The organism is Variovorax sp. GW821-FHT09D04 (genome assembly GCF_059416405.1).
Map to the genome: position 1 here is coordinate 393,298 of NZ_JBWKPA010000004.1, position 25,287 is coordinate 418,584.

At 71.0% G+C, this 25,287-nt stretch carries 24 protein-coding genes; 10 read left to right on the top strand and 14 right to left on the bottom strand.

All coding sequences use genetic code 11. From position 1 onward, the window contains the following. Positions 1–10: 10 nt before the first annotated feature. The 4 genes from AC07O4_RS16160 to AC07O4_RS16175 all read left to right on the top strand — a co-directional run bounded on the left by AC07O4_RS16160 (position 11) and on the right by AC07O4_RS16175 (position 4,999). Entirely contained in the window at positions 11–1,000 is a 990-nt protein-coding gene (locus AC07O4_RS16160; RefSeq protein ID WP_495305091.1) for an ABC transporter ATP-binding protein, read from the top strand. Then, a complete protein-coding gene (locus tag AC07O4_RS16165; RefSeq protein ID WP_095949168.1) occupies positions 997–1,818 on the top strand; it encodes an ATP-binding cassette domain-containing protein in 822 nt (273 codons plus the stop codon). The genes AC07O4_RS16160 and AC07O4_RS16165 overlap by 4 nt, the downstream gene beginning before the upstream one ends. Positions 1,819–2,093: 275 nt before the next feature. Next, positions 2,094–3,581 carry an ABC transporter substrate-binding protein gene (locus tag AC07O4_RS16170; protein WP_139706421.1) on the top strand — a complete coding sequence of 496 codons (1,488 nt, stop codon included), beginning with the start codon at positions 2,094–2,096 and terminating at the stop codon, positions 3,579–3,581. Between the two features lie 8 nt (positions 3,582–3,589). Next, positions 3,590–4,999, top strand: coding sequence for an amidase (locus AC07O4_RS16175; RefSeq protein WP_492697507.1), 1,410 nt, complete (start codon positions 3,590–3,592; stop codon positions 4,997–4,999). Between the two features lie 12 nt (positions 5,000–5,011). Here the strand turns inward: AC07O4_RS16175 and AC07O4_RS16180 are convergent, their stop codons facing one another. Beyond that, positions 5,012–5,875, bottom strand: coding sequence for a LysR family transcriptional regulator (locus tag AC07O4_RS16180; protein ID WP_495305092.1), 864 nt, complete (start codon positions 5,873–5,875; stop codon positions 5,012–5,014). A 125-nt stretch (positions 5,876–6,000) separates the two neighbouring features. Between AC07O4_RS16180 and AC07O4_RS16185 the strand changes: the two genes are divergently transcribed. From AC07O4_RS16185 to AC07O4_RS16195, 3 genes are all read left to right on the top strand, one after another. Continuing rightward, positions 6,001–6,399: a tautomerase family protein gene (locus AC07O4_RS16185; RefSeq protein ID WP_062481337.1), complete on the top strand. Its 399-nt coding sequence runs from the start codon at positions 6,001–6,003 to the stop codon at positions 6,397–6,399. Between the two features lie 50 nt (positions 6,400–6,449). Beyond that, positions 6,450–7,811 (top strand): tetratricopeptide repeat protein, encoded by a 1,362-nt coding sequence (locus tag AC07O4_RS16190; protein ID WP_495305093.1) that lies wholly within the window; start codon positions 6,450–6,452, stop codon positions 7,809–7,811. Between the two features lie 117 nt (positions 7,812–7,928). Beyond that, the gene (locus tag AC07O4_RS16195; protein WP_495305094.1) at positions 7,929–9,521 is read left to right on the top strand and encodes an N-acyl-D-amino-acid deacylase family protein; all 1,593 of its coding nucleotides are present in this window, start codon (positions 7,929–7,931) and stop codon (positions 9,519–9,521) included. Between the two features lie 9 nt (positions 9,522–9,530). On the opposite strand, the gene AC07O4_RS16200 is transcribed toward AC07O4_RS16195, so the two are convergent. Next, on the bottom strand, positions 9,531–10,226 hold the full coding sequence (locus AC07O4_RS16200; RefSeq protein WP_139706433.1) for a histidine phosphatase family protein: 696 nt from the start codon (positions 10,224–10,226) through the stop codon (positions 9,531–9,533). A gap of 116 nt (positions 10,227–10,342) precedes the next feature. Between AC07O4_RS16200 and AC07O4_RS16205 the strand changes: the two genes are divergently transcribed. Further along, positions 10,343–11,053: an alpha/beta fold hydrolase gene (locus tag AC07O4_RS16205; protein WP_172438372.1), complete on the top strand. Its 711-nt coding sequence runs from the start codon at positions 10,343–10,345 to the stop codon at positions 11,051–11,053. Between the two features lie 9 nt (positions 11,054–11,062). Here the strand turns inward: AC07O4_RS16205 and pcp are convergent, their stop codons facing one another. From pcp to AC07O4_RS16240, 7 genes are read right to left on the bottom strand one after another with little or no spacing between them, the layout of a single operon-like run. Beyond that, on the bottom strand, positions 11,063–11,734 hold the full coding sequence (pcp, locus tag AC07O4_RS16210) for a pyroglutamyl-peptidase I (protein ID WP_492745880.1): 672 nt from the start codon (positions 11,732–11,734) through the stop codon (positions 11,063–11,065). Between the two features lie 5 nt (positions 11,735–11,739). Further along, complete coding sequence (pxpA, locus tag AC07O4_RS16215) at positions 11,740–12,480, bottom strand: 5-oxoprolinase subunit PxpA (protein ID WP_095949159.1); 741 nt, start codon at positions 12,478–12,480, stop codon at positions 11,740–11,742. A 55-nt stretch (positions 12,481–12,535) separates the two neighbouring features. Further along, entirely contained in the window at positions 12,536–13,534 is a 999-nt protein-coding gene (locus AC07O4_RS16220; RefSeq protein WP_492731064.1) for a 5-oxoprolinase subunit C family protein, read from the bottom strand. After that, on the bottom strand, positions 13,531–14,178 hold the full coding sequence (gene pxpB, locus AC07O4_RS16225) for a 5-oxoprolinase subunit PxpB (protein WP_070062022.1): 648 nt from the start codon (positions 14,176–14,178) through the stop codon (positions 13,531–13,533). Before pxpB ends, AC07O4_RS16220 begins: the two co-directional genes overlap by 4 nt. Before the next feature lie 40 nt (positions 14,179–14,218). Further along, positions 14,219–14,722, bottom strand: a complete 504-nt coding sequence (coaD, locus tag AC07O4_RS16230) for a pantetheine-phosphate adenylyltransferase (protein WP_062481439.1) — start codon at positions 14,720–14,722, stop codon at positions 14,219–14,221. Positions 14,723–14,765: 43 nt separating this feature from the next. Beyond that, a complete protein-coding gene (locus AC07O4_RS16235) occupies positions 14,766–15,428 on the bottom strand; it encodes an RsmD family RNA methyltransferase (RefSeq protein ID WP_495305095.1) in 663 nt (220 codons plus the stop codon). A gap of 36 nt (positions 15,429–15,464) precedes the next feature. After that, positions 15,465–16,100, bottom strand: coding sequence for a LysE/ArgO family amino acid transporter (locus AC07O4_RS16240; RefSeq protein WP_095746682.1), 636 nt, complete (start codon positions 16,098–16,100; stop codon positions 15,465–15,467). A 79-nt stretch (positions 16,101–16,179) separates the two neighbouring features. On the opposite strand from AC07O4_RS16240, the gene AC07O4_RS16245 reads away from it, so the two are divergent. Then, a complete protein-coding gene (locus AC07O4_RS16245) occupies positions 16,180–17,091 on the top strand; it encodes a LysR family transcriptional regulator ArgP (protein ID WP_070061978.1) in 912 nt (303 codons plus the stop codon). A gap of 7 nt (positions 17,092–17,098) precedes the next feature. Here the strand turns inward: AC07O4_RS16245 and AC07O4_RS16250 are convergent, their stop codons facing one another. Together AC07O4_RS16250 and AC07O4_RS16255 are read right to left on the bottom strand one after the other, a co-directional pair. After that, the gene (locus tag AC07O4_RS16250; protein ID WP_495305096.1) at positions 17,099–18,463 is read right to left on the bottom strand and encodes a M16 family metallopeptidase; all 1,365 of its coding nucleotides are present in this window, start codon (positions 18,461–18,463) and stop codon (positions 17,099–17,101) included. 19 nt (positions 18,464–18,482) lie between these two features. Then, positions 18,483–19,928 (bottom strand): M16 family metallopeptidase, encoded by a 1,446-nt coding sequence (locus AC07O4_RS16255; protein ID WP_159272995.1) that lies wholly within the window; start codon positions 19,926–19,928, stop codon positions 18,483–18,485. A 29-nt stretch (positions 19,929–19,957) separates the two neighbouring features. Here AC07O4_RS16255 and ftsY point away from each other — a divergent pair, with 29 nt between their 5' ends. After that, positions 19,958–21,274, top strand: coding sequence for a signal recognition particle-docking protein FtsY (ftsY, locus tag AC07O4_RS16260; RefSeq protein ID WP_495305097.1), 1,317 nt, complete (start codon positions 19,958–19,960; stop codon positions 21,272–21,274). Positions 21,275–21,402: 128 nt separating this feature from the next. Here the strand turns inward: ftsY and AC07O4_RS16265 are convergent, their stop codons facing one another. The 3 genes from AC07O4_RS16265 to AC07O4_RS16275 form a co-directional block, all read right to left on the bottom strand. Then, a complete protein-coding gene (locus AC07O4_RS16265; RefSeq protein ID WP_495305098.1) occupies positions 21,403–22,440 on the bottom strand; it encodes a hypothetical protein in 1,038 nt (345 codons plus the stop codon). Positions 22,441–22,633: 193 nt separating this feature from the next. Continuing rightward, a complete protein-coding gene (locus AC07O4_RS16270) occupies positions 22,634–24,433 on the bottom strand; it encodes an ATP-binding response regulator (RefSeq protein ID WP_495305099.1) in 1,800 nt (599 codons plus the stop codon). Next, on the bottom strand, positions 24,430–25,149 hold the full coding sequence (locus AC07O4_RS16275) for a response regulator transcription factor (RefSeq protein WP_495305100.1): 720 nt from the start codon (positions 25,147–25,149) through the stop codon (positions 24,430–24,432). The genes AC07O4_RS16270 and AC07O4_RS16275 overlap by 4 nt, the downstream gene beginning before the upstream one ends. Positions 25,150–25,287: the final 138 nt, after the last annotated feature.

Consider the following 25,287-nt stretch of genomic DNA (forward strand, 5'->3'; position numbering starts at 1 on the left):
CAAGCACGTCATGGCACTTCTCGAAGTCAACGACCTCCACATCGGCCTGCAGACGCAACGCGGCCCGGCCGAAGCCGTGCGCGGCATTTCCTTCTCGCTGGAGCGCGGCGAAACGCTGGGCATCGTGGGCGAGTCGGGCTGTGGCAAGTCGATCACCGTCATGTCGCTCATGGGCCTGCTGCCCGCGACCGCGAAGGTCACGGGTAGCATCCGCTTCGACGGCACCGAGCTGGTCGGGCGCGACGAAAAGGACATGTGCCAGATCCGCGGCAACCGCATCGGCATGATCTTCCAGGAGCCGATGACGGCGCTGAACCCCGTGCACACCATCGTGCGCCAGGTCGGTGAACCGCTGCGGCTGCACCGCGGCCTGTCGAAAGCCGAAGCGCGCAAGGAAGTGCTTGCGCTGCTCGACCGCGTCGGCATTCCCGACGCCGCCTCGCGCCTCGATGCCTACCCGCACCAGTTCTCCGGCGGCCAACGCCAGCGCATCGGCATCGCGATGGCCCTGGCTTGCAGCCCCGACCTGCTGATCGCCGACGAGCCCACCACCGCGCTCGACGTGACGATCCAGAAGCAGATCCTCGAGCTCATCCAGGGCCTCGTGGCCGAGCGCGGCATGGCGCTCATCCTGATCTCGCACGACCTCGGCGTGATCTCGCAGACGGTCTCGAAGATGCTCGTGATGTACGGCGGCAGCGTGGTCGAGAGCGGCCCCACCGACGCCGTGTTCGCCAAGCGCGCCCACCCCTACACGCAAGGCCTGTTCGCCGCGCGCCCCACCATCGGCGCGCCGCGCGGCCTGCGCCTGGCGACCATCCGCGGCAGCGTGCCCGAGCTGGTCGACCTGCCACCGGGCTGCCCGTTCGCGGGCCGCTGCGCCTACACAGTCGACGCCTGCCACACCACGCGGCCGTCCGCCACGGTGCTGCCGCCGGACCACGCGGTGCGCTGCATGCGTCTCGAAGAAATTGCAGCCGCGCAGGCTGTTGCGCCATGAATTCATCGACCCCGTTGTTGCAGGTGACCGACCTCGTGCGGCACTACGCATTGCCGCGCGAAAAACTCTTCGGCCCGCCGCCCACCGTGAAGGCCCTCAATGGCGTGAGCTTCAGCGTGCAGGCCGGCAAGAGCCTGGGCATCGTCGGCGAATCGGGCTCGGGCAAGTCGACCATCGCGCGCCTCGTGATGGCGCTGGACACGCCGACTTCGGGCAGCGTCGCGCTCGAAGGCCGCAACTTGCACGCGCTCTCGAAGGCCGAGCTGCGCACCGCGCGGCGCGACTTCCAGATGGTCTTTCAGGACCCGTACGGTTCGCTCGACCCGCGCCAGACCGTCGCCCGCATCGTCGCCGAGCCGCTCGAAGCGCTGGCCGAAACGCGCCGCGCCGAGCAGCGCGAGCGCGCCGCCGAAGCGCTCGCGGCTGTGGGCCTGCGCACCACCGACCTCGACAAGTACCCGCACGAGTTCTCGGGTGGCCAGCGCCAGCGCATCGCGATCGCACGCGCGCTCATCACGCGCCCCAAGCTCATCGTGGCCGACGAGCCCGTGAGCGCACTCGACGTGTCCGTGCAGGCCCAGGTGCTCAACCTCATGCAGGACCTGCAGCAGCAGTTCGGCATCAGCTACCTGCTCATCAGCCACGACCTCGCCGTGGTCAACCACCTGTGCGACGAGGTGTGCGTGGTGTTCAAGGGCCAGATCGTGGAGCAGGGGCCGCCGGCCGAGCTGTTCCATCACGCGCAGCATCCGTACACCCGCACCCTGCTGTCGGCGGTGCTGCACACGCCGCCCGGCGGCACGCTGCGCGCGGCCTGAAGTCCCCGGGGCGCGGCCTCGGACACATCGGTCATGAGCATCTGGTGGCGCAAGCGGTGGGCTTCGCGCAAGATCGCTCGCCCATCCGGGAACGTCCCGAGGAAAAACCGCCCGCGCCGGCGCGCACCGGAGGGCCTGCTGCGAGAGAATGATCCGCTGCACGTGGCATCTTTCGTGCTGTGTGTCTTTCTTTCGTGGCGCTGCGCTTCCCCCTGGGGCACGGTGCGCGCCGAAGCAGTCATTCGACACTGACCGTTTTCCGGAGATCACCCCGTATGTTGAACCGTCGCACCCTCCTTACCACCGCCGGCGCCACCGTCGCCCTGGCCACCCCGCTGGCCGGCATGGCGCAGGGCCGCAAGGACGCCATCGTGATCGGCATGGCCCTGGAGCCGCCGGGCCTGGACCCGACCACCGGCGCCGCCGCCGCCATCGCCGAGGTCGTGCAGTACAACATCCTGGAAACGCTGACCAAGATCAACGTCGACGGCAGCGTCACGCCGCTCCTGGCCGAGAGCTGGGAAATCTCGCCCGACCTGAAGACCTACACCTTCAAGCTGCGCAAGGGCGTCAAGTTCCAGAACGGCGAGCCCTTCAACGCGTCCACCGTCAAGTTCGCGTTCGACCGCGCCGGCGGCGAGAAGAGCACCAACAAGGACAAGCGCACCTTCGCCAACCTCGCCACGCAGGTGGTCGACGAGCACACGGTGGTGGTCATCAACAAGGAGATCGACCCCGACCTGCCCTTCGTGCTGGGCCAGGCCACGGCCGCCATCGTCGAGCCCAAGAGCGCCGAGGGCAACGCCACCAAGCCGATCGGCACCGGCCCCTACAAGCTGGACAACTGGGCCAAGGGCTCGTCGATCACGCTGAGCAAGTGGGAGGGCTTCCGCGCCCCCGCCGTCGCCAAGATCAACAAGGTCACCTTCCGCTTCATCTCGGACACCGCCGCGCAGGCCGCTGCCGTGCTCTCGGGCGACGTCGACGTGTTCACGCGCATCGGCACGCGCGCCGTGCCGCAGTTCCGCAACAACCCGCAGTTCCAGACCATCCTGGCCGGTTCGCGCGCCAAGACCATCCTCTCGATCAACAACAAGAAGAAGCCGCTCGACGACGTGCGCGTGCGCCGCGCCATCCTCGCGGCCATCGACCGCAAGGCCTTCATCGAGGGCGCGGCCGACGGCTTGGGCGTGCCGATCGGCAGCCACTACGTGCCGGGCGCCGCAGGCTATGTCGACACCACGGGCATCAACCCCTTCGACATCGAGAAGGCCAAGAAGCTGCTGGCCGAGGCCGGCGTGAAGACCCCGCTCGAGCTGCGCATGACCCTGCCCCCGCCGCCGTATGCGCGCCAGGGCGGCGAAGTCATCGTGGCCCAGCTCGCCAAGATCGGCATCAACGTGAAGATCCAGAACGTCGAGTGGGCGCAGTGGCTCAGCGGCACCTACGGCAACAAGGACTACGACCTGTCGATCATTTCGCACGTCGAGCCCTTCGACCTGGGCAACTACGCCAAGCCCGACTACTACTGGGGCTACCAGTCGAAGGCCTTCGACACGCTGTTCGACAAGATCAAGTCCACCGGCAACGCGGCCGAGCGCAACAAGCTGCTGGGCGAGGCGCAGAAGCTGCTGGCCACCGACGCGGCCAACGGCTTCCTCTACCAGCCGCAGTTCCCGACCGTGGCCAAGAAGAACGTCAAGGGCCTCTGGAAAGAGAACCCGATCTTCGTGAACGACCTGTCCGCGCTGTCGTGGGGATGAGCCCCGCAGTGCCTGACGCTTCCCTGCCTTCATTGAGCGACCTGTCGGCGCAGGAGCTCTCTGCGGCCTACCGCGAGAAGCGCCTGTCGCCGGTCGAGGTGACGCGCGCCGTCATCGCGCGCATCGAGCACTGCGAGCCCCGGCTGCAGGCCACGTGGCTGTTCCGGCCCGAGGCCGCGCTGGAGCAGGCGCGTGCCTCGGAGCAGCGCTGGCAGCGCGGCGATGCACGCGGCCCGCTCGACGGCGTGCCGACCACCATCAAGGAAAACATCGCCACGCGCGGCGACCCGCTGCCCGCGGGCACCGCCGCCGTCGACCTCATGCCCGCCGCCGCCGACGCCCCGCCGGCCGCGCGCCTGAAGGAGGCCGGCGCCGTCATCGTCAGCAAGACCACCATGCCCGACTACGGCATGTTGTCGTCGGGGCTGTCGAGCTTTCACACGCTGGCGCGCAACCCCTGGGACCTGAGCCGCACGCCAGGCGGCTCCAGTGCTGGCGCCGGAGCCGCGGCGGCGGCGGGCTACGGCCCGCTGCACCTGGGCACCGACATCGGCGGCTCGCTGCGGCTGCCCGCCAGCTGGTGCGGCATCTTCACGCTCAAGCCCAGCCTGGGACGCATCCCGATCGACCCGCCCTACATGGGCCGCGCCGCCGGCCCCATGACGCGCACCGTCGGCGACGCCGCGCTCATGATGCAGGCGCTGGCCCGGCCCGACGCGCGCGACAGCATGAGCCTGCCCGCGCAGGACATCGACTGGGCCGCCTTCGACGTCGCGCCCGACCACCTGCGCGGCCTGCGCATCGGGCTGCTGCTGGACGCCGGCTGCGGCCTCGCGGTCGAACCCGAGATCCAGGCCGCGGTCGAGCAGGCCGCGCGCCTGTTCGAGAAGGCCGGCGCCACCGTCGAGCCCATGCAGCCCTTCATGTCGCAGGCCCTGCTCGACGGCATGGACCACCTGTGGCGCATGCGCTCGCTCGTGGACCTGAAGGCCCTGCGCCCCGACCAGCGCGCCAAGGTGCTGCCCTACATCCGCGAATGGGCCGAGAGCGCCGCCGAGTTCAGCGGCGAGCATGTGTTCCGCAGCTTCAGCCAGTTCCACGCCACGCGCGTCACCACGGTGAACGCCTGCGCCCGCTTCGACTACGTGATTTCGCCGGTGTCGCCCAACATGCCGGCAGCGGCCGAGGCGCCCTCGCCCACCAACGACCCGCTGCGGCCGCTGGAGCACATCGGCTTCACGGTGCCGTTCAACATGTCGGAGCAGCCGGCGGCGTCGGTGAACTGCGGGTACTCGGCCGGCGGCCTGCCGATCGGGCTGCAGATTGCAGGACAGCGCTTCGACGACCTCGGCGTGCTGCGCGTGGCGCGTGCGTTCGAGCAGATCCGGGAAGTGCAGCGGCCCTGGCCGCAGGTCTGAGCACGGCCTTCATCAGGCCAGCTGCAACGACAGCATCTCCCGCGCCCGCGTCACGAACGCGGTCTCGCCCCGCCGCGCGGGCAGCCACTGGAACGCCACGCGCGGCAGCGCCGGCATCCCGTGGGGCGGTGCGAGCCGCGCGATGCCCTCCCCGATCGCCGATTCGTTGAGGCAGGCCACGCCCAGGCCCGCGGCCAGGGCCGACTGCAGGCCCGCCACGCCTGACGCCACGTGCGCCAGCACGTAGGGCACGCGGCGGCGGCGCAGCAGGGACACGGTGAACTGGTGCAGCGAGCAGGTGTCGGGCAGCGCCAGCAGCCGCACCGGCTCACCGCGCACGAGGCGCAGGCCGGTCGCGCCAAGCCAAGCCAGCGATTCGCGCCGCAGTACGGCACCGCTGCTGGCCGCTGCCGCATTCGCCCCCGCGATGTTCATCGCCAACCCCACGTCGAAATCGCCATGCGCGTAGGCGGTGCGCAGCGCGTCGCTCTTCAGGATGGTCACGTGCAGCCGCACCTGCGGATAGCGCTCGCCGAGCCGGCCCAGCAGGCGGGTGAGGTCGCCGGGGCGGAAGTAGTCGGTCACGGCCAGCCGCAGCTCGCCCTGCAGCGTTTCGCCGCGCAGGTCGCGAAAGGCCTCGTCGCTCAGCGCGAGGATGCGCCGCGCATGCCCCAGCAGCCGCAGGCCCGCCTCGGTGGGCGCCACGCCGGCCTTGCTGCGGGTCAGCAGCGACTGGCCGGCGCGCTCCTCGAGCTTGCGGATCTGCTCGCTCACCGACGACTGCGACAGGTACACGCGCGGCGCCGCGGCCGTGAGGCTGCCGGCGTCGGCCACCGCCACCAGGGTGCGCAACTGTTCGAGGTCGAAGCCTTGCATGGTGTCTGCCTATCCATTCGCTGATCCGATGGATTCCATCATATCTTCCCACTTTTTCGATGACTAGGCGAAGCCCACAATCACCCCATCGACCACCCGTTCTTCAACGCAAAAAGGAGTCCACCATGCCCCACATCGTCGTCCACCTCTCCGGCCAGCCTGACGCCGCCCTCACCCGCAAGACCGTCGACACGGTCGCCGAGCTCACGCAGAGCGTGCTGGGCAAGGCGCTGCCGGTCATCGCCGTCACGGTGCAGTACATCGCCGCCGACAGCTGGTTCATCGGCGGCAAGTCGCTGGCCGAGCTCGGCAAGTCGGCCTTCCACCTGGACATCAGCGTGACCGACGAGACCAACACCAAGGCCGAGAAGGCGCGCTACCTGCGCGAGGTGCACGCGGCCATGGCGCGGCTGCGGCCCGACCTGCACGAGGTGTCGTACATCCACGTGATCGATGCGCGCGCCGCGGCCTACGGCTATGGCGGCCAGACGCAGGAGTACCGCCACCAGCAGGCGGGTGTCTAGGGCGTCTCACAGGGACTTGAAAGACGCCGAGGGCGTGGCACCATGCCGCCATGCCCTCCCACGGAACCCCGCATGCCGCCGACAGCCTCGGCAATCCGCTCACGCTCGACGACGCCGCCAGCCTCGCGCTGGTCGACGACTTCGTCATGGGCTTTCTCTCGACCGAGGCGCGCGCCGTGAACCTGCTGGCGCTGGCCGAACGCGATGCCAGCCCGATCGTGCAGGCCTACTGCGCGACGCTGCACCTGTTCGCCGAATCGCGCGAGGCCGCGACCAACGCGCAGCCCTTCCTCGACAAGGCCCGCGCCGGTGCGGCGCACGCCACGCCGCGCGAGCAGCGCTACATCGCTGCCGTCCAGGCCTGGGCCGACGGCGACATCGCGCGCGCCATCGCGCTGCATGCCGAGCAGGCGCGCGAGCATCCACGCGACCTGGTGTCGGTGAAGCTGGGCCAGTACCACTGCTTCAACACCGGCGACTGCCCCGGCATGCTGCGGCTGGCGCTCGCAGCGCTGCCGGCCGCGGCCGAGGTGCCCTACGTGCACGGCATGGCGGCCTTCGGCTACGAGCAGTGCCACCTGCTGCGCGAGGCCGAGGCCAGCGCACGCCGCGCGATCGGCCTGTGCCGCAAGGAGCCCTGGGCGCACCATGCGCTGGCGCACGTGATGCTCACCGAAGGCCGGCTGGCCGAGGGGCTGGCGTTCATGCAGGGCGTGAGCGACACCTGGACCGGGCTCAACTCCTTCATGGTCACGCACAACTGGTGGCACGTGGCGCTGTTCCTCATCGACCTGGGCCGCGACGCCGAAGCGCTCGCGGTGTACGACGAGCACGCCTGGGGCGTGGTGAAGGACTATTCGCAGGACCAGATCGGCGCCGTGTCGCTGCTCGCGCGGCTCGAGCTGGCGGGCATCGACGTCGGTGCGCGCTGGGACGACGTGGCCGACCACCTGCGGCAGCGCCAGGCCGACCACGTGCTGCCCTTTCTCGACCTGCAGTACCTCTACGGCCTGGCGCGCGCCGGCCGGCCCGAGGCGCAGGTGCTGCTGCACAACATCGAGGCCTTCGCGCCCGTGGCGCCAGCGTCCACGCGCGCCGCGTGGCAGCGCGTGTGCGTGCCGGCCGCGCGCGGCCTCGTGGCCCATGCGCGCGGCGACGTGGCGGGCGCGGTCGAAGGCCTGGGCGTCGCGCTGCCGCGCATGATCGAGATCGGTGGCAGCCACGCGCAGCGCGACCTGTTCGAGCAGCTGTACCTCGACGCGCTGGTGCGCACCGGCACCGAGTCCGCGCTCGCGGGCGCGCAAGGCCTGCTGCAGCAGCAGCTCAACGGACAGCCCGAATCGCTGCGGCTGCGGCGGCAGGCGGACGCGGTCTACGCGCGACTGGGGCTCGGGCAGATCACGGCGCGCTGAGCGGCGCACGGCACCACCCATGCCTTCCGGTCATGGGGCGTGCCGCAAAAGGAATTAACGGCTGCGCGGGAGCGACTCCTAAACTGGCCGCTCCTCCCGCTCTCCTCCCGTTCGCCCATGCAGCGCTCCCTCGTCACGCTGGCCGTTCTCGCGGCCCTCGCCTCGCCCTTCCACACCACCGCCGCTGAAGCCCCCGTCGAGCTCGACCTGCTGCTGCGCGGCGGCACGATCTACACGGGCGACAGCGACACACCCGTGGTCGGCGACGTCGGCATCGCGGGCGACCGCATCGTGTTCGCGGGCCGCGCCATGCCGGCGCAGTTCAGCGCACGCCGCACCATCGACGCCACCGGCCTCGTGGTGGCGCCCGGCTTCATCGACGCCCACACGCACGCCGACGCCGACCTGCTCTCGAGCGACGCGCGCAAGCGCCTGAACATTCCCTTTCTCACGCAGGGCGTGACCACGGCGGTGATCGGCAACGACGGCTTCGGCGGCTACGACATCGCGGCGCAGACGCAGAAACTGCGCGCCGTGCCGGTCGGCACCAACGTCGCGATGTACGCGGGCTTCGGGCCGCTGCGCATCAGCCAGCTCGGCGAGGCCAACCGCGCCCCCACGCCCGCGCAGATGGACACCATGAAGCAGCACCTGAGCCGCGCGATGTGCGACGGCGCGCTCGGGCTGTCGACGGGCCTGTTCTATCCGCCGCAGAATTTCTCGAAGACCGAGGAGGTCATCGAACTGGCCAAGGTGGCGGCCGCGCACGGCGGCCTGTACGACAGCCACATCCGCGACGAGGCCATGTACAACATCGGCCTCAAAGGCTCGATCGACGAGGTGATCCGCATCGGTCACGAGGCGAAGCTGCCGGTGCACGTGGCGCACATCAAGGCGTTGGGCGTGGCGGTGCAGGGCCAGAGCGGCGACATCATCCGGCGCATCGAGAAGGAGCGCGCCGCGGGCCTGGACATCACGGCCGACCACTACCCCTGGACCGCGTCGAGCACGCGCTTCTCGGCCGCGCTGCTGCCGCCCTGGGCCAACGAAGGCGGCCGCGCCGCGACGCTGCAACGCTTCGACGATGCGGCGCAGCAGGAGCGCCTGCGCAAGGACATGCGCGAGAACCTGCGCCTGCGCGGCGGGCCCGAGGCCATCCTGTTCTCGGCCGGCAGCACGAAGTACGTGGGCAAGACGCTGGCCGACGTGGCCAAGGCCTCGAACGCCGACCCGGTCGACGCCGCCATCGCCGTGCTGCGCGACGGCGACCTGATGATCGCCTCGTTCAACATGAGCGACGACGACGTGCGCGCCTTCATGAAGCGGCCGTGGGTCATGACCTCGTCCGATTCGTCGCTGGGCCATCCGCGCGCCTACGGCACCTTCGCGCGCAAGTACGACCAGTACGTGGTGAAGGAGCGCGCGATCTCGCTGGCGCAGTTCATCCGCAGCAGCAGCGCGTACACGGCCGACACGCTGGGGCTGGTGCAGCGCGGCCACCTGCGCCCCGGCTACCACGCCGACGTGGTGGTGTTCGATCCGAAGCGCTTTGCAGCAAAGGCCACCTACACGCAGCCGACGCTGCTGTCCGAAGGCGTGGTCACGGTGCTGGTGAACGGCCGCCTCGCGGTGGACGGCGGCCAACCCACGGGCGTGGGCGCCGGCGTGCCGCTGCTGCGCACGCCGAAGCCGGGCAGCTGCCCGGCCTGAACTGGAAGATCAGTCCTTCTTCAGGTGCCGCCGCTGGTCGTAGGTCGGCTGCGGCGGTAGGTCGGCGAGGTGGCGCGTGTCGGCCCACTCGACGATCTCGATGGCGTCCGGCGCGGCCGGGTCGGCGATGCGGATGCGGTTGAAGCCCGCGTTCGGGATCTCGCTCTGGCGCGGGCCGCTGAGGCTCAGGCCGCGCGCGGTGCGCCACACCATGTCGAGCACGCCGCCGTGCGTGACGACGATCAGGCGCTGGCCGCGGTGCGCGGCGGCGACGGCGCCGAGCGCGCCGATCACGCGCGCATGGAACTCGCGCGCGCTCTCGCCCTGCGGCATGGCGTGGTCTTCGCGGAACTCCAGCCACTCTTCCCAGGCGCGCGGATGCTGGCTCTGGATCTCGTCGGCCCGCATACCCTCGACCACGCCGAAGTGCTGCTCGCGCAGCGCCACCGAGGTGACGACCGGCAGCGCGAGCTGCTGCGCCGCGGGCGCCGCGGTCTGCTGGGCGCGCATGAGGTCGCTGCTGATGAGGTGCCGTGCCGTCTCGCCCGCCAGCCGCAGGCCGAGGCGGCGCGCCTGCTCGTGGCCGATGTCGTTGAGCGGGACGTCCGCGTGGCCCTGGAAGCGCAGCTCGCGGTTCCAGGCGGTTTCGCCGTGGCGGATCAGGATGAGGTCGGTGGGGGCGGAGTCGGGGGTGGTGGTGGACATTGCATGCATTGTCCCCCGAGTGCATGACACGGCGGCTTCGTGCCAACCCGCTGTTGCACCGTCGCCACCGCGTACGGACCGTGCGCCGGGCGCGTCCGATCGCGCAAAATCGGCCCATGCCCCATCTTGTCCTGCTGCCCGGCCTTGCCTGCGACGAACGCCTCTGGGAGGCCCAGTTGCCCGCACTTCCCGCCGCCTTCGGCGCCCGCGTGAGCGACGTCCAGACGCGCCACGACACCATCGAAGGCATGGCCAGCGCCGTGCTGCGCGAGCACGACGGCCCGCTGGTGCTGTGCGGCGCGTCGATGGGCGGCATGGTCGCGATGGAAGCGGCGCGCCAGGCGCCCGAGCGCATCGCCGGGTTGATGCTGCTGGGCACCAGCGCGCGGCCCGAGACGCCCGACATGTTTGCGCTGCGCGAAGGCGCCATCGAATGGTTCGAGCGCGGCGAGGTGCGCGAGATCATCGAGCCCAATGTCGCCTTCGCCTTCCATCCCGCGCAGGCCGCCAACCCGGCGCTGGTGCAGCGCTACCTGGACATCGTGCTCGGTGCCGGCGCGGCCCAGCTCATCCGCCAGAACCACGCCGTGATGCGCCGCCCCGACGCGCGCACGCACCTGGCCCTGCTGCGCGCGCCGGTGCTGCTGATGTGCGGCGACGACGACCGCCTCGCGCCACCCGAATGCACCCGCGAGATGGCGGCGCTGCTGCCGCGCGCCCAGGTGGTGTGGGTGCCGCAGTGCGGCCACATGCTGACGATGGAGAAGCCTGCGTTCGTCAACACGGCGCTCAACGCCTGGCTGGGCAAGCACTTCCCCCGCGCTTGAGAACCCCGGTCAGTGCAGCTGGCCGCCGGTTTCCGCGACGTCCTGCTTCACCGCAAGTGCTGTCTTCACGGTGATGCGCAACGCATCGACCAGCGTCTCCAGCGACATGCTCGGCGCGCCCGGAAAGCGCGCCGCCTGCGCGGGCAGGTAGGGAATGTGGATGAAGCCGCCGCGCGCGCCCTTCGCCGCCGCGTGCGTCGCGATGCGGTGCATCAGCCCGTAGAAGAGGTGGTTGCACACGAAGGTGCCCGCACTGTTCGACACCGAGGCCGGCACACCGCCCGCGCGCAGTTCGCGCACGATGGCCTTCACGGGCAGGCTCGAGAAGTAGGCCGCCGGCGCGCCGGGCACCACGGGCACGTCGATCGGCTGGCGGCCGAGGTTGTCGGGCACGCGGGCGTCGTCGACGTTGATCGCGATGCGCTCCGGCGTGAACTCGGCGCGGCCACCGGCCTGGCCGATGCAGATCACCAGCGTCGGCTGGAGTTCGTCCATCGCGCGATCGAGTGCGGTGAGCGCCTCGCCGAAGACGCAGGGCACGAGGCGCGCATGCACGGTGGCGCGACCGCACTTCCAACCGTCTAGTGAGCGCACCGCCTCCCACGACGGGTTGAGCAGCTCCTGCTCGAAGGGCTCGAAGCCCGTCAGCAGGACGTTGGGAGAAGCGCGCTTCGCCGGCATCCTGTTCAAGCCATCGCGCGAACGTCGATGCCTTCCTGCTGCAACCGCTCGCGGATGCGCCGCGCGAAGGTCAGCGCATGCGCGCCGTCGCCGTGCAGGCACACGCTCTGGGCGTTGACGGGCACGGTGCTGCCGTCGATGGCGACCACGCGGTGGTCGCGCACCAGCGACAGGGTCTGCGCGAGCGACTGTTCCTCGCTCTCGATGAGCGCACCGGGCTGGCTGCGCGGCACGAGGCTGCCGTCGGGCATGTAGCCGCGGTCGGCGAACACCTCTTCGACCGGCTGCAGGCCGGCACGGCGGGCCGCATCGATCATGTTGCTGCCGGCCAGACCGAAGAACTTGAGCGAGGGGTCGAAGCGGCGCACCGCCTCGCACAGCGCCTCGGCCAGCTCGGGCTCCTTCACCGCCTGGTTGTAGAGCTGGCCGTGGGGCTTCACGTGCGCGAGCCGGCCGCCCTCGGCCTTGACGATCGCGGCCAGCGCGCCGACCTGGTAGAGCACGTTCGCGACGATCTCCTCGGGCGGCAGGTGCATGGTGCTGCGACCGAAGTTCTCGCGGTCGGGAAAGCTCGGGTGCGCGCCGATCGCCACGCCATGCGCCATGGCCCAGCGCACGCACTGCTGCATGGTCCTGGCGTCGCCCGCATGCCAGCCGCAGGCGATGTTGGCGGAACTCACGAGGCCGAGCAGCGCTTCGTCGCTGCCGGCGCCTTCGCCGAGGTCGGCGTTCAGGTCGATCTGCATGGGGTGTTCTCCGTCTCGGGGGCAGGTGCGGGAGCCACCTGCTTCAGGCCACAGTCTAGGCCGCGCCGGGCCAGCCCGCAGCGGCGAGCCCCTGCGCCACCTGCGCCAGGTAACGCTGCTGCGCAGCCCAGGCCGCGAGCGCGTGCGACAGGTCGGTGCGCACCAGCCGCAGCCGGCCACCCAGCGGCGCCTGCGCGAGCTTCCAGAGGTCGGCGCGGATCACCACGCCGATGCGCGGGTAGCCGCCGGTGGTCTGCGCGTCGCCCATGAGGATGATCGGCTGGCCCGAAGGCGGCACCTGGATCGTGCCGGGGATCACGCCCGACGAGAGCATGTCGCCGCCCGCCTTGCGCTGCAGCTCGGCGCCGGCGAGCCGGCTGCCCATGCGGTTGCTTTGCGGCGTGATGCGCCAGCGCTCGTTCCACAGCAGCGCCTGCGCGTCGGGCGTGAACAGATCGAACTCGGGGCCGGGCAGCACGCGCAGCGCGAGCGCGCCGTCAGGCTCGGCCGTGCCCCAGTCGGGCGCGCGCAGGCCGAAGGGACGGCGCGCGTTCTGGTCTGCACCGAGCCGCGAAGCGCCCAGCGCGAGCCGGTCGCCCTTGCGCAGCGCGCGGCCTTCGTGGCCGCCGAAGCCGGCCTTGAGGTCGGTGCTCCGCGAGCCGAGCACGGGTGCCACGTCGATGCCGCCGGCCACCGCGAGCCAGCTGCGCAGGCCGGCCTTCGGCGTGCCGGGCGCGTTGGCACCGGCCAGGCGCAAGGTCTGGCCGGCGCGCACGGGCACGCTCCAGCAGGGCCACAGCGGCACACCGTCGAGGGTGGCGCCGAAGTCGTCGCCGGTGAGCGCGATGCGGGTGTCGACTTCGAACTGCAGCTCGCAGCCGCCCATGGTGAATTCGATGCCCGCCGCCGCGTCGGCGTTGCCGGCCAGCCGGTTCGCCAGCGTGAGCGCGAGCATGTCGAGCGCACCGCCCGGGCAGATGCCGAGCTGGCGCAGGCCGGGCCGCCCGAGGTCCTGCACCGAGGCATGCACGCCGGGTTTGCGCACGAGGATCATGTCTGCAAGCTTTCGACGACGAAGCGCACGCGGTCGCCCGGACGCAGCAAGGTGGGCGACTCCGCCGACGGGTCGAACAGCTCGAGCGGCGTGCGCCCGATGAGCTGCCAGCCGCCCGGCGACACCAGCGGATAGATGCCGGTCTGCTCGCCGCCGATGCCGACCGAGCGCGCGGGCACGGCGGTGCGCGGTTCGGCACGGCGCGGTGTCGCGAGTTCGGGCGCCAGCCCGCCCATGAAGGCGAAGCCCGGCAGGAAGCCGAGCAGGTAGACCACGTAATCGCCGCCGCTGTGGCGGCGCACCACCTCGGCTGCCGAGAGCCCGGTGTGGGCCGCCACGTCGGCCAGGTCGGGACCGTGCTCGCCGCCGTAGGCCACGGGAATCTCGATGCGCCGCCCCTCGGCGGCATGGGCCGCGAGCCCCGGCCAGGCCTGGAGCACGCGCGCCGCGAGTTCCTCGAACGCCACGGCGGTCGGGTCGAAGGTCAGCGTGAGGTTGTTCATGCCCGGCAGCGCCTCGCCGACGCCGGGCCAGGCCAGCACCTCGGCGGCCAGCGCCCAGATGCGCTGCTGCTGCGCCAGCGTGGCGGGCGCGGGCAGGTCGCACACCAGCGCCGCATCGCCCAGCGGATGCAGGCGGGGCAAGGGGGTGGCGCTCACCTCAGCGCGAAGCCTGAGAGCGGGCTCATTCCCTACCGAGGCTGCGGACCTTGGCGGTCAGCTGCTGCTCGACGTTCGGCGAGACGAACTTGTTGACCTCGCCGCCGAGCATGGCGATCTCGCGCACGAAGGTGCTGGAGATGAACTGGTACTTGTCGCTCGGGGTCAGGAACACGGTCTCGACGTCGGGCATCAGCGAGCGGTTCATGCCGGCGAGCTGGAACTCGTAGTCGAAGTCGGTCACGGCGCGCAGGCCGCGCACCATGGCCTTGCCGCCGCGCGCGACCACGAAGTCGCGCAGCAGGCCCGAGAAGCTCTCGACCGTCACCTGGTCGCTGTAGGGCTTCACCGCCTCGCGGGCCATGTCCATGCGCTCGGAGAGCGTGAACAGCGCCTTCTTGTGGTGGCCCGCCGCGACGGCGACGATCACCTTGGAGAAGAGTTGGGTTGCACGCCGCACCACGTCCTCGTGACCGAGGGTGATGGGGTCGAAAGTGCCGGGATAAACCGCGATCACGTTGCTGGCCATGGTTGCTTCTTCCTCATGCTGCCGGTGCGGCTTGTCCGGCGGATTATGCAGGCACGGACACAGCGCGGCGCAGCAGATGGGCATGCACGGCGCCGGCCTTCAGGTAGCGGAATTCGGCCAGACCCAGCGCGGCGAGCTCCTCGGCGGCCCAGCGGCGCGGCGCCTCGAGGTAGATCGCGCCGTCGGCATGCAGCGCGCGCGCGGCGGCGCGCAGGGCCGGCTCGTACAGCGCGAGGTTGTCGAAGGGCGGATCGAGAAACACCGCCTGCAGGCTGCCCGCCGCCGCGCGTTCGAGCGCGGTGACGCCGTTGCCGCGCTCCACGCGCACGGCCTCGGCCGAGAGCTTGGCCTTTGCGGCCTGCAGCTGGGCGACCAGCGCGGCGTCCTGCTCGCACAGCAGCACGTGGGCCGCGCCGCGCGAGGCGGCTTCGAGGCCCAGCGCCCCAGTGCCCGCGAAGGCATCGATGCAGTGCCAGCCCGGCAATGCACCACCGCCCACGCCGGCCAGGCTCGCAAGCCAGTTGAACAGCGTTTCGCGCACGCGGTCGGGCGTGGGGCGCAGGCCGGGCTTGTCGGCCACGGCCAGGCGGGTGCGCTTCCATTCGCCGCCGATGATGCGGACCTCGCTGGGCCGCGACGGGCGCTTGGCGGCGGGGGCGCGCGCGACGGGCGCGGCGGCGTTCTTCTTCGGGGGCTTCTGGGGCATGCGGCGAGCTTAACGCCGCAGCTGGCCCCACTTCACTCAGTAGCCCATGAACGCGCGACGGGCCAGCAGCGCGGCCAGCACGAGCATCGTGCCGCCGATGAGCGCATCGAGCATCTGCCAGGCGCGCGGCCGAGCGAACACCGGCGCCAGCAGCCGCGCGCCGAAGCCCAGCGCGGTGAACCACAGCACGCTGGCCAGCGTCGACCCGACCACGAACCAGGCCTTGAGCAGGCCCGGGTACTGCGCCCCGGCCGTGCCCACGAGCAGCACGGTGTCCAGGTAGACGTGCGGGTTCAGCAGCGTGAAGCCGGCGGCCTGCGCGACCACCGCGGCGCGCGAGCGCGAGGCGCCCTGCGACACCGTCTGCAGCGCGCCCGGCTGGCGCGAGCGCCACAGCGCGCGCAGGCCGTAGCCGCAGAGAAAGGCCGCGCCGAAGCCCGCGAGCAGCGTCGCCAGCATCGGCCGCCCCTTCAGCGCCTGCGCCATGCCGGCCACGCCGGCGGCGACCAGCACCGCGTCGCAGACGGCGCAGAACAGCACCACCGCGCTCACGTGCTCGCGGCGCAAGCCCTGGCGCAGCACGTAGGCGTTCTGGGCGCCGATGGCGACGATGAGCACCAGGCTCATGAAGAGCCCGTTGAGGAAAGCGGTGGAGGCGTGAACGGCGGTCATGGTCCGAGCTTGCCGTCCGCAGTGGATTCAATCAAACTAAACTTTCTAACGCCGATTCAGTTTTACTTCATTCACCACCATGCTCGACTACGCCGCCCTGCACGCCCTTGCCGCCGTGGTGCGCGAAGGCAGTTTCGAGCGCGCCGCCCGCGCGCTGCACGTCACGCCCTCGGCGGTGTCGCAGCGCGTGAAGCTGCTCGAGGAGCGCACCGGCGGTGCGCTGCTGGTGCGCGGCCAGCCCTGCGTGGCGACCGAGGCCGGCCTGCAGCTGTGCCGGCACGTCGAGCGCGTGGGCATGCTGGAACACGAGCTGCGCGAGGCCCTGCCCGCGCTGGGCATGGGCAGCGGCGAGGCGCACGAGCGGGTCACGGTGCGGGTGGCGGTCAACGCCGACAGCCTCGCGACCTGGTTCATGGCGGGCGCCGCCGCCTTCGCCGCGCAGGCGCCCGACGCCCTGCTCGACCTCACGGCCGACGACCAAGACCACACGGCCGAGCGGCTGCGCAGCGGCGCGGTGCTGGCGGCCGTGACCGCGCTGGCCCAGCCGGTCACGGGCTGCAACAGCGAGGCGCTGGGCACGGTGCACTACGTGGCCGCCGCGAGCCCCGGTTTCGTGGAACGGTATTTCGCCAAGGGCGTGGGCGCGCGCACGCTGGCCGCCGCGCCGAACCTGGTGTTCGACCGCAAGGACCGGCTGCAGGCGCGCTGGGTGCGCCGCATCTGCCACCGCAACGTGGAGACGCCGCGCCACTGGGTGCCCTCGCCCGCCGCCTTCGTCGAGGCGGCCTGCCGCGGCATCGGCTGGGGCATGCACCCGACCAGCATGGTGGCCGATGCGCTGCGCGACGGCACGCTGGTCGAACTGGTGCCCGGCGCAACGCTGCCGGTGCCGCTGTACTGGCAGCACGCCCGCGCGGCGCCGCGCCTGCTGGCGCAGCTCGGCGCCGCGGTGCGCGAGGCCGCGCGCAGCGGGCCGCACGCGCTGGCCTGAACTTTTCTTACTGCGCTGCGGCGGCCTGCTTGCCGCCCACCACCACCGTCACCATGCGCTGCGGCTGCAGCTTGCGGGCGAACGCGGCCTGGATGTCGGCGGCCGTGACCGCGTTCATGCGCGCGGTCCAGGTGTCGAGGTAGTCCAGCGGCAGGCCGTACCAGGCGATGTTGGCGACGTTGCCGATCAGCTTGCGGTTGCTGTCCAGCAGCAGCGGGAAGCCGCCGATCAGGTTGTCCTTGGCGGCCTTCAGCTCCTTCTCGGTCGGGCCTTCGGCCACGAACTTCGCGAGCACGTCGCGCGAGACCTTCGTCGCCGCCTCGGCCTGGTCGGGCCGGGTCTGGAAGCCGATGCGGAAGGCACCCGCGTCGAGCCCCGGCGCAAAGCCGCTGTACACGCTGTAGGCCAGGCCGCGCTTCTCGCGCACCTCTTCGGTCAGCCGCGAGACAAAGCCGCCGCCGCCGAGCACGTAGTTGCCGAGCGTGAGCGCGAAGTGGTCCGGGTCCTGGCGCGGGTAGCCGGGCTGGCCGATGAAGACGTGGGCCTGCGCCGAGTCGAACGCGATGCGCTCGTCCTTCGGCGCCGTGAGCGCCACCACCGGCGCGACGGCCGGCAGCGGTGCGCAGGCGGCGGGGCTGGGCAGGCGCGACAGCAGCGTGGTCGCGAGCGCCTCGGCCTCGGCGCGCGTGACCGCGCCCACGATGCTGAGCTTGGCGCGGCACGGCAGGATCAGCTGCTCGTAGCGCTGGCGCATGGCGGCGGTGTCGATGCGCGCCAGCGTGGCTTCGGTCACTTCCTGGCCGTAGGGGTGCGTGCCGTACACGGCCTGCGCGAAGGCGCGGCCGACGACGGTGGCGGGCTTGGTGTTGGCTTCCTTGATGGCGGCGTTGATGCGCTCGCGCTCGCGCGGCCAGATGTCGTCGGGGAACGAGGGCTCGCCGATCTCGCGCGCGGCCAGCGCCACGGCCTTGGTCAGCAGCGCCGGGTCGGACAGCGTGCGCAGCGTGTAGCTGGTGCGGTCGGTGCCGGCGCTCACGTCGAAGCTGGCGCCCAGGTCGGCCCAGGCCTCGCCCAGCGCATTCTGGTCGAGCGCGGGCTCGCCGTTGCGCCCGGCGCGCACGCCCTTCTCGACCATCGCGGCGCTGGTGCTGGCCAGCCCGGCCTGCGCGGCCGGGTCGCGCCGGCTGCCGGCGTCGAAATCGATCTGCACGTCGACGATCGGCAATGCGTTGGTCGACACCAGGTACACCTTGGCGCCGTTGGCCAGCGTCCAGTGCTGGATGGGCAGCGCGGCCTGCGCGCTGCCCATGCCGAACAGCGCGGTGATGCCCGCCAGGAGGGCGGTGCTTGCAATCTTGTGGAGGTTCTTCATGAGGGGAATCCGGTGCCTTTCAGCGCATCTCGCCCACGGGGGCTGCGAAGCCGCGGCCGCGCTTGGGTTCGGGCGGCAGGGGCCGCAGCGTGGCGACCGTGAGCTGGTCATCGCCGAAGTACTTGGCGGCCACGGCCTGCACCTGCGCCGCCGTCACGGCCTGCAGCCGGGCGACGATGCGCTCGCTGGCGTCCAGCGGCAGGCCCTGGATCCAGTTGCTGCCGAGTTCGCGCGCCTGCGCCATCACCGAATCGCGCTTGTAGGTCTCGCTCGCCACCCACTGCGTCTTGACGCGGGCCAGCTCGGCCTCGCCAACGCCCTCTTTCGCCACGCGCGCCACCTGGGCGCGCAGCGCGGCCTCGACCGTCTCGGCGGTCTTGCCGGCGGCCGGCACGCCGTCGAGCATGAACAGCTGCGGACCGCGGCCGATGAAGCCCGCGTACGCGCCGGCCGAATCGGCCACGCGGCCGGGGCCCTGCGTGAGCGCGCGGTCGAGCCGCGCGCCGGCGTAGCCGTCGAGCACGGCCGAGAGCACCACCAGCGCCCAGGCGTCGCTGTTGGCGTCGTCGATGTTCGTGAGCTGCGGCACGCGGAAGGCGAGCGACACGTACGCCTGCTCGGCCGGGGCCTTGAATTCGAGGCGGCGGATGCCGCGCTGCGTGGGCTCGGTGCGCGGCTTGCGCTCCGGCACGGCGCGCGCGGGGATGCTGCCGTAGTACTTCTCGGCCAGCGCGCGCACGCGCGCCACGTCGACGTCACCGGCCACCACGAGCACGGCGTTGGCCGGCACGTACCAGCGCTGGAAGAAGGCGCGCGCGTCGGCGGGTGTCATCGATTCGAGGTCGCTCATCCAGCCCACCACCGGGCGGCGGTACGGCGACGCGGTGAAGACGGCCGCGCTCTGCTGCTCGCCGAGCAGCGCACGCGGCTGGTCGTCGGTGCGCAGGCGGCGCTCTTCCTTGACCACCTCGATCTCGCGCTTGAACTCGTCGTCGGGCCACTGGTTGTTGGCGAAGCGGTCCGATTCGAGCTTCATCACCTGCTCGAGGCTGCCGACCGGGATCTGCTGGTAGTAGCCCGTGGCGTCGCGCATGGTGAAGGCGTTTTCCTGGCCGCCCAGCGCCGCGACGCGGCGCGAGAACTCGCCGGCCGGCACGCTCTTCGTGCCCTTGAACAGCATGTGCTCCAGCACGTGCGCCACGCCCGTGGTGCCGTCGACCTCGTCCATGGAGCCGACCCGCACCCAGACCATCTGCACCGCGGTCGGCGAGCGCCGGTCGGTCTGCACGATCACGGTCATGCCGTTGGCGAGGGTGAATTGCTGGGGGCCCGGGGCCGCGGCAGCAGGGGTCGACGCGGCGGGAGCGGGGGTGGACTGGGCCTGCGCGGGCACGGTCCACAGCGCCGAAAGCGCCAGGGCCAGCACCGCACCAGACGCAGCGCGGCGTGGCGAGAGGTGTTTCATAGAATGGGTCGGATTGTAAAAAGCTCCCGATGTTCAGTTTCTTCAAGAAAAAACCACCTGCCGATGCCCCGGTGACACCGGCCCCGCCGCCGACCGCCGAACCCGCGCCGCCCCCGGCCGAGGAACCCGCGCCGGTACGCTCGGTGTTCTCTCCGTCGAGCTGGTTCGGGTCGAAGCCGGCAGCGGAAGCGCCTGCTCCCTCACCTGCACCCGCACCCGCCCCTGCGCCGGCCCCCGAGCCGGCACCGGCCGCGCCCGTGGTGGCGCCGGCGCCCGCACCAGTTCCGGTCGCTGCACCAGCGCCGACTCCTGCGCCAGCGCCCGCCCCCGTTCCTGTTCCTGCACCCGCGCCCGTCATCGCGCCACCGCCGCCCCCTCCGGCGCCCGTGCCCGCACCGCCTCCCGCGCCTGTCGCCGCCGTCGCCGAACCGGCCCCCATCGCCACCGAGCGCAAGAGCTGGTTCGACAAGCTCAAGACCGGCCTGCGCAAGACCGGCACCGGCATCCAGGCCGTGTTCGTCAACGCGCAGATCGACGACGCGCTGTATGAAGAGCTCGAATCGGCGCTGCTCATGGCCGACACCGGCGTCAAGGCCACAGAGTTCCTGCTCGACGACCTGAAGGTGCGCGTCAAGCGCCAGATGGCCACCGACGCCTCGCAGGTCAAGCGCCTGCTGGCCGATGCCGTCACCGACCTGCTCAAGCCGCTGGAGAAGCCACTGGTCATCGGCGAGTACACGCCCACCGTGATCATGGTGGCCGGCGTCAACGGCGCGGGCAAGACCACCTCCATCGGCAAGCTCACCAAGCACCTGGCCACCGAGGGCGCTTCGGTGCTGCTGGCCGCGGCCGACACCTTCCGGGCGGCGGCGCGCGAGCAGCTGCTGGTCTGGGCCGACCGCAACACCGTCGAGATCGTGAGCAACGAAGGCGGCGACCCCTCGGCCGTGAGCTTCGACGCGGTGAACGCCGGCAAGGCGCGCGGCAAGGACGTGGTGCTGGTCGACACGGCCGGCCGCCTGCCCACACAGCTGCACCTGATGGACGAGCTCAAGAAGATCAAGCGCGTCGTCACCAAGGCCGACGCCACCGCGCCGCACGAGGTGCTGCTGGTGATCGACGGCAACACCGGCCAGAACGCGCTGGCGCAAGTCAGGGCTTTCGACGAGACGCTGGGCCTCACGGGCCTCATCGTGACCAAGCTCGACGGCACCGCCAAGGGCGGCGTGCTGTGCGCCATCGCGCGCGAGCGGCCGATTCCGGTGTACTTCATCGGCGTGGGCGAAAAGCTCGAGGACCTCGAGACCTTCAACGCCCGCGAATTCGCGCAGGCGCTGCTGGGCTGACCGGCGCTTTCGCCGCTTTTCGCTTCGGTCAAAAAAAACGGTCCCCGACTCGCGCCGGGGACCGTCAGCTCCCTGTCTTTCTTTTTTCTCCCTTTGTATTTCCCCCTGCGTGTGTGCCTCTTCGGGAATCAGAAACCGAACAATGACGTCGGACCGCACACCGGGCTGGCGTTGCAGTTGGTCGGCGTGAAGTAGTAGGCCTTCTGTTCGCTGGTGCCCAGCGCCAGGTGACCGAGCAGCGCCGCCTTCTTGGCCCCTTCGGCGTTCGCCTGCTGGATGAGGGCCGTGGTGTTGGTGCTCGGTGCGAGCGAATAGAAGTTGAAGGTCGCCGACTGCGACAGGTCCTTGATGTAGACCACGCCGCCACCGTCCGAGAACACGAACTCCGTGCGGAAGCGGAAGCCGCGAGCGCCGCGCTCGTTGAACTGCGCGAGGTAGCCTGCGTGGTCGCCGATGGGATCGCCCAGTTCGTAGCCGAAGGTCGAGTTGCCCACCGAGCTCTTTTCGTAGACGGCCGCCGTGCCCGCCGAGTCGCCGGTCAGAAACGCGATGGTGCGGTTGTAGAAGCCGCTCGCGCCCTGGCTGTTCGCCTGCGCCAGGTAGGCCGCCTTGCTGGCGGGCTGCAGTTCGACACGGTAGCTGTAGGTGGCACTGTCGGCGCTGCTCTTGCGATAGACATTGAACATCTCGCCACCGATCGACTGGGCGCCCACCCACTGGAAGCCCCGCGCACCGGCTTCGTTCAGCTGGTTCTGCAAGTCCGCGTTGGATGTGGCCGGGGCCTTCTTCTCGTAGCTGTAGGTGGCGTCGACCGTCTTCACGAACCCATCGATGTGCTCGAAGGTGGTGGGGCCGGTCGTGAAAGCGAAACCGCTCAGGAAACGGAACCCGCGCGCGCCCTGCGCAGCGAGGCTGTCGAAGAAGGCCGACGCGGTGGTCGCAGCCGGCAAGCCCTCGTACAGGAAAGTGGTCGCGCCCGGATTCGGCGCCGGCGCCGGCGCCGGGGCCGGTGCTGGTGTGGGCGCAGGCGCCGGGGCTGGCGCCGGCGCGGGCGGCGGCAACACGAAGCCACCACCACCACCGCCGCCGCTGCCCCCACCTCCGCACGCCGTCAGGGCCAGCAGCGCGGCCGTCGCGGCGGCCACTGCAGCAGGTTTGAAATTCATGGGCACTCCCTTGTCGATTCTTGTTCGAGGGCAACGCGGACCGCAGTCCGTCGACGCCGTGGAAACCCGAAATTACGACGGGGCCGATGTTCCCGGCAGTGCCAAAAGTCATTGCATGTGTGCCCATCCGAATCGATCGGCACGCAATGAACTACAACGTATTCACTTTCGACCGCAAGCTGTGTACGGGACGCTACGACGCCGCTGCGAGCCCCGCCATGGCCTGCAGCAGCGCATCGGGCGCCACGGGCTTGAACAGCACGGGCACACCCGACTCGCGCACGCGCTGCAGGCGGTCGGGCGAGGTCTCGCCGGTGATCAGCAGCAGCGGCAGCTCGGTGCCCAGGTGCCGACTCAGGCGCAGGCCCACGTCGAGGCCGTCGACGCCGTCGGCCAGGCGGTAGTCGCACATCAGCAGGCCGAAGGGCCGGCCCTCGGCGCGGGCCTGGTGCAGTGCCTCGGCTGCGGCGGCCTCGTCGGCGACGGCGTGCGCATCGATCGCGTGCGAGCGCAGCAGGCCGGTCATGGCTTCGCGAATTTCAAGTTCGTCGTCCATCAACAGCACGCGACCGGGCAGCGTGACCGCGCGCCGACGTGCAGCCAGTTCGACACTGCCGGCCGGAAACGGGCCCACGAGCGCGCTGACCTGCGGCGGCACGGTCGGCAGCACGACGCGGAAGTGCGTGCCCCGGCCCGGGCGCGAATGCATCTGCACCGGATGGCCCAACAGCCGCGACAGGCGACGCACGATCGACAGGCCGATGCCCAGCCCGCGCGCGCGGTCGCGCCCCGGGTTGTCGATCTGGTAGAACTCTTCGAAGATGCGGTGCGACTGCTCGGGCGCGATGCCGATGCCGGTGTCGCGCACCTCGATCCACACGGTGTCGCCACGGTCGCGTGCCGTGACGGTCACGCCGCCCTGCACGGTGTACTTGAGGGCGTTGTCCATCAGGTTGGACAGCATGCGGTGCAGCAGTTGCGGATCGCTGCGCACCCACAGGCCGCTGGCGCGCACGCGCAGCTGCAGCTCCTTCTGCTCGGCCTGCGCCGAGAAGGTGTGGTTGAGCGGCAGGAACAGCGCATCGAGCTCCACCGGCTGCGGCGAAGGCGTGATGACGCCCGCGTCGAGCCGGGACACATCGAGCATGGTGTCCAGCGACGCGCCCAGCGAGTTCACCGCGCGCATCAGGCGCTCGGCGTTGCGGCTCTCGGGACGGCCGCGCAGCTCGTTCTCGAGCGCGGCGCCGAACAGCGCGATGGCGTGCAGCGGCTGGCGCAGGTCGTGGCTGGCGGCACCGAGGAAGCGGGTCTTTTCTTCGCTGGCGCGCTCGGTGGCGGCGATCTGCTCGCCCAGGCGCGCGGCCAGCGCCTCGTTCTCGAAGCGCAGCATGAGCGAGTCGGTCAGCAGCCGGTGCTGGCGCACGCCGGCGTGCAGCGTGAGCATCAGGTAGGCCGAGCCGGCCGCCGCCAGGAACAGGTGCAGGCCGTCGCCCTGCCAGGCCAGCGCGATGATCATGCCCAGCGACATGGGCAGCGTGTAGCCGAACAGCGCGGGCTTGAGCGGCCACAGCGACTGCGCGGCGCGCGCGCAGCTGCCGACGATCACGGCCATCAGCAGCGAGGTCATGGGCAGGTTCTCGTGCGGCACGATGAACCAGGGCACCACCGCCGTGATCATGCTCACCAGCGTGACCATGCGCGATATCTTGCGCGCCCAGTACGGGCTCTCGGAGGCCGGCTTGTCGGGCGTCCAGCGCGGCGTGAAGAACACGTAGATGTCGACCGCCACCAGCGCCGCCATCCAGAACAGCAGGCGCGCATCGCTGAGCTGCGAGTAGATGATGCAGCCGAACACGATCACGAAGCCCAGGTGGGTCAGCGTGGAGATGCCGTAGGTGTCGTAGACCGAGCCGACGTGCTCGCGCAGCACGCGCTGGCCCAGCAACTGGCCGGCGGCGGCGTCGCCGCGGCCCGCCAGCGTGGCGCCGCTCAACGCAGCATGCTGATCAGCTGGGCGCGCGAGCGCATGCCGAACAGCAGCAGGATGGTCGAGACATGGTTCTTCACCGTGCCCTCGCTCAGGTTGGCCAGTTGCGCGATCTCCTTGTTCGCCTTGCCTTCGAGCACCCACTGCAGCACCTGCATCTGGCGCGGCGTGAGCTCCTGCCAGGCGCTGGCGTGCGCGAACTCCGCGTACCCCGACAGTGACTTGGGCAGCGCCGCCGGCGGCAGCGGCTGCGGCGGCGTGCCGTCGGCCTCGAACAGGCCGCAGGCGCGGATGAAGCCCACCATCTCCTTCAGGTCGGCGGACTTGGGCAGGAAGGCGCTGGCACCGAGTGCGAGCGCGCCCTGCGCCAGCGTGCTGTTGGCGGTGCCCGAGAGCACGACGACGCGCGCCGCCGGAAAGCGCAGGCGGAACTCGGCCAGGCCGCTGAGCCCGTGCGTGTCGGGCAGCGCGAGGTCGAGCAGCACGAGGCCGATGGCCGCCTCGTTCGCCGCGTAGAGCGCGAGCGCGTCGGCGATGTTGCCGGCCTCGAACACCGAAATGCGCGCGCCCGAGGTGGCGGCCTGGGCCTGCACCAGCGCGCTCACGCCCAGGCGCAGCAGGTCGTGGTCGTCGACCACCAGGATCGCGCCGGACACGCCGGCGGGCACACCGATGTCGGTGAGGGGCGGCGGGGGTGCGGAGGGGGAGTCGAAAGAGGCCACGGATTTCATCTTAGCGGCGCAAGCCCCACGCGACAGTGCCCTAAGTCATGGCGCCCGGCCCTCATCCTCCCCCGGGACGACGCCACTTGCCATCGCCCGGCGCCGTGGGCACCATGAGACTCTTGCCGCAACGCACGG